Genomic DNA, 3,465 nt, shown 5'->3' on the forward strand with positions numbered 1-3,465 from the left:
TCAATAATAATATAAAACTGATTCTTGCCAGTTTGAAATTTAGCCTATGCTTTGGAGGGCTTTAGAGCTTTATTTAAACCAATTTGTCTTAGCTTCTTTTGCTATGCTATAGCCTAACCATGCTGCTCCGACTACTGCGACCCAGAACGCACCACCCTGAATCGCATTAACTTCATTGTGGGTTAAATCCTGAAGATAACTTACCTCATTAGATAAGCTATTATAGTTCTCGTTCTCAAGATCTTTGATACTAATAGTTGCCATGTTGAACTCCTCTAGTGAAAATCAGAATGAAATAGTGGGTAGGGAAAACAAATTGAACAAAAATTTACGCTCAACTCTTGCTTCCCCTGAAAACAATATGCAACTAATTTTGCACAAGTACTTAACTGTAGAGAGGTTAAGCTGAAAATTAGTCAGATTTTCTACAGTCAAACCAAATTAATTAAGCACCCAACCTGCTACAGCACCAACGACAAATGCACCACCCACAATACAAGGCTTACTGCTGGTTATTACAAATGTCCATCCACCTGTTAGGTCTAATTCTTCTTCAGATAAATCCATCATAAAGCTTTCAGAATCTAAAAACAAGTCAGCACCAGCAGGACGTAAGTCAGAAATGTTAATATTAGCCATTTTTCGGTTACTCCTTAAAAAAATTAGTAGATCAATTTTGTTGATGATTGAATTAGACTTTTTTTTGTCTCTTTCCATTTATATTCTTGCCTACACTTTACTATGAATGCAAGGGTTTGAACAACTCAAAACTGCATCTAACTAATACAATTATGTCTCAAATTTTAGAGGAATAATCGTCTATATTGAGTAAAAATTAGCTAAAAGTCACTTAATTCAATCTAAACAGATAATTATTGAAGAAATAACTAACACAATTATGTCTTTTTTGATTTTCTGATGGTATTGAACTACAATAAAAGCCACAAAAAACAGCCCCATAGTCTAATGGAGCTGAACTGAAAAATTATTATTAAAAATAGTGTAGGTTGGGTTGAGGAAGGAAACCCAACAACCTATATCTGTTGGGTTTCCCTTTGGGAAGCTACGCTAACGCTGTCGCTTAACCCAACCTACAGAGACAGTCTTTTGACTGAACTAAGAACGTGATTCACTCGTGAATTTCTGACAATTATTAATTATCGATCGCTTCTAACAAAAGGTTTTGCTACCTGTTTAATTACTTCTGAGGAAGTATAGTTACTTGAAATCACCTGGGGGCAACGCATACAAGCTGCTTTGCCTTCTTGTTTCCACCATCGACAGTTGGTACGTATGGAACAGGGTGGTAGTTGCTCAACTACAGTGGGCAAATTTTCTACAACTTGCATTGCCAACCGACAATTTGCTCCATCAAAATGTTGACACTTTTTCTCTGCACAGGGAGCTGTAGTTCTAAACACTTCTGTTGGTGTCACCGAACCAGATAAAGCCATTACTTCCTCGGTGACAGGTAGTGGTTGCTTGAGATAAGCTAGACGAGGTTTGTCTACAGTTCCACTGATAATCCCAAATACTTGACTATCTTGCATTTCTGGTCGCGCACTAGGGCAAAGAGTTGTCTTGTTGTTAGTAACATTTTCCATTGAAGGTGCCTCTAGGGAACAATATTAAGCAAATGCTTTTTTACTACTTAATTACAATTTGATTACAATTGTTGGTTATTATCTGAAGTGTATTCTTATTAAATCTCTCCAGAAGTTACATAAACCTTTTCTTAAACTGTTGTAGGGAGGTTCCATGAAACCTCTCTACATTATTTTATCTATTAGAAGTCGAAGGTTATTCCTAGAAATGGAACACGAAAAATAATACCACCTAAAACTTCTGCTGCTTCTTCTTCAGAGAGTTCCGAAATAAAGTTATTGCGACGTGCTTGAGCGTTGGCAATAGCTTCGGTCATTAGTTCAGAATTTAATTCTGTAATCTTGATATTAGCCATTTTAACTTTCCTCATTAATTGTTGATTTGGTATCAGACTTGCTTTTGTCTCTTTCTATTTATATTATTGCCAGAATTTTATTCTATTTACCATAGCTTGAACAACTTAAAATTGCATATAACTAACACAATTATGTCTCGATTTTCAGATAAATAATTATTGCTATTGATCAAAAAAGAATTAAAAAACATTTAATTTGATATAAATAGATAATTATTGAACAAATAAATAAGATGATTAAGTCTTTTTTGATTTTCTGATGGTAATGATAAACCTGTAGGGACGTTGCATGCAACGTCCCTACTTTTTGGTCTACTCAAATGAAAAGTACTGTAACTGAAAAATTATTAAAAATAGTGTAGGTTGGGTTGAGGAACGAAACCCAACATATATAGGACTCACGCAGTACAACCTATTTTCGTCATTGCGACCAACAAAGTTTGCGGAGCATTCCGGAATGGAAAGCAATCTCAAATCCTAGTTTTTCGTACCTCATGCGTAAGTCCTGACATATAAGTAATTAGCCTGGTCTAAAAGTTAATCTTTATAAGTTACTGTTGGGTTCGCTATCGCTTAACCCAACCTACAGGGACTATAATTTCCTATAAATATCCTCGGAATTAGCATTCAAATAAGGACGCTGCAAATCAATCCCTAATAAAGAAAACTGTTCCAAAATCGCCCTCATTTTTCCCTCTGTCGAATTATCCCCCTGTTGCCAAGCTGTCAATAATCCATTTGCTATAATCTGACACCTATTCATACCAAAACTTTCCTGACTAGCAAATTTTTTGTCTGGTTCTTCAGCTAATCCTAAACCAGGTGCCAACTCCATCGTAAATAAAGGTATTTCTGATTGAAAATAGGATTTATTCTCTCCATAAACATCCGACAAAACTTGCCTCACTAAATCATAATCACCCTTATCAAAATAAAGCACCCCAGAATCGTAGCGATCGTAATCAGCAGGATTATACAAGACTTTAAAACTGAAAGGAACAGCAATCTGATTTAATTTCTCTGTCAAACTACCCATAACTGCTACTGCACCTTCAGGAGTAACATTAAAATAAACTCGCACTGTTCCAGATTGACTTTCTGACTCTAGCTTACTCTGAGTACCCAAATTGCCAACCGCCATATAGAAACCATTTTGCACCAAATTCTTAGGCATCAGAATCGCTACTGAATCCCCCACAACAGCAGCTTTGTGAGATTCTTGAAGATGCTTTTCTCGTTCAATATGCAGTCGCAAACCATTCTTAGTAACAGCTAAAGTACCATCGTTTTCCTCTCTCAACACCAACCAACCAGAATCAAAATACCCCTCTCCCCTATTACTTTCTTCTAACTGAAGATAAAATTCCATCTCTACCCCAAGAAAAGTATTATTCTCCAAATCTAATGGGCGACCATTTTCCTCACTATCCAATGCTAGGGAAGTTTGCATCGAACCATTGTAATAGATACCATAGAGGAAACTACGCAATTGTAGACTCAGATAT

5 protein-coding genes are annotated in these 3,465 nt (G+C 36.0%); all 5 read right to left on the reverse strand.

The window, feature by feature from the left end; genetic code table 11:
* Positions 1–69: 69 nt before the first annotated feature.
* Entirely contained in the window at positions 70–264 is a 195-nt protein-coding gene (locus F6K13_RS24250) for a hypothetical protein (protein ID WP_287288622.1), read from the reverse strand.
* 177 nt (positions 265–441) lie between these two features.
* Entirely contained in the window at positions 442–639 is a 198-nt protein-coding gene (locus F6K13_RS24255) for a hypothetical protein (protein WP_287288623.1), read from the reverse strand.
* A gap of 518 nt (positions 640–1,157) precedes the next feature.
* The gene (locus F6K13_RS24260) at positions 1,158–1,604 is read right to left on the reverse strand and encodes a nitrogen fixation protein (protein ID WP_287288624.1); all 447 of its coding nucleotides are present in this window, start codon (positions 1,602–1,604) and stop codon (positions 1,158–1,160) included.
* A gap of 182 nt (positions 1,605–1,786) precedes the next feature.
* Complete coding sequence (locus tag F6K13_RS24265) at positions 1,787–1,960, reverse strand: hypothetical protein (protein WP_161565039.1); 174 nt, start codon at positions 1,958–1,960, stop codon at positions 1,787–1,789.
* Between the two features lie 592 nt (positions 1,961–2,552).
* Positions 2,553–3,465: T3SS effector HopA1 family protein (locus F6K13_RS24270; protein WP_287288625.1), on the reverse strand; the 913-nt coding region annotated here is incomplete at its 5' end.

The organism is Okeania sp. SIO2B9, assembly GCF_010672505.1.
Taxonomy (GTDB): Bacteria; Cyanobacteriota; Cyanobacteriia; order Cyanobacteriales; family Microcoleaceae; genus Okeania; species Okeania hirsuta.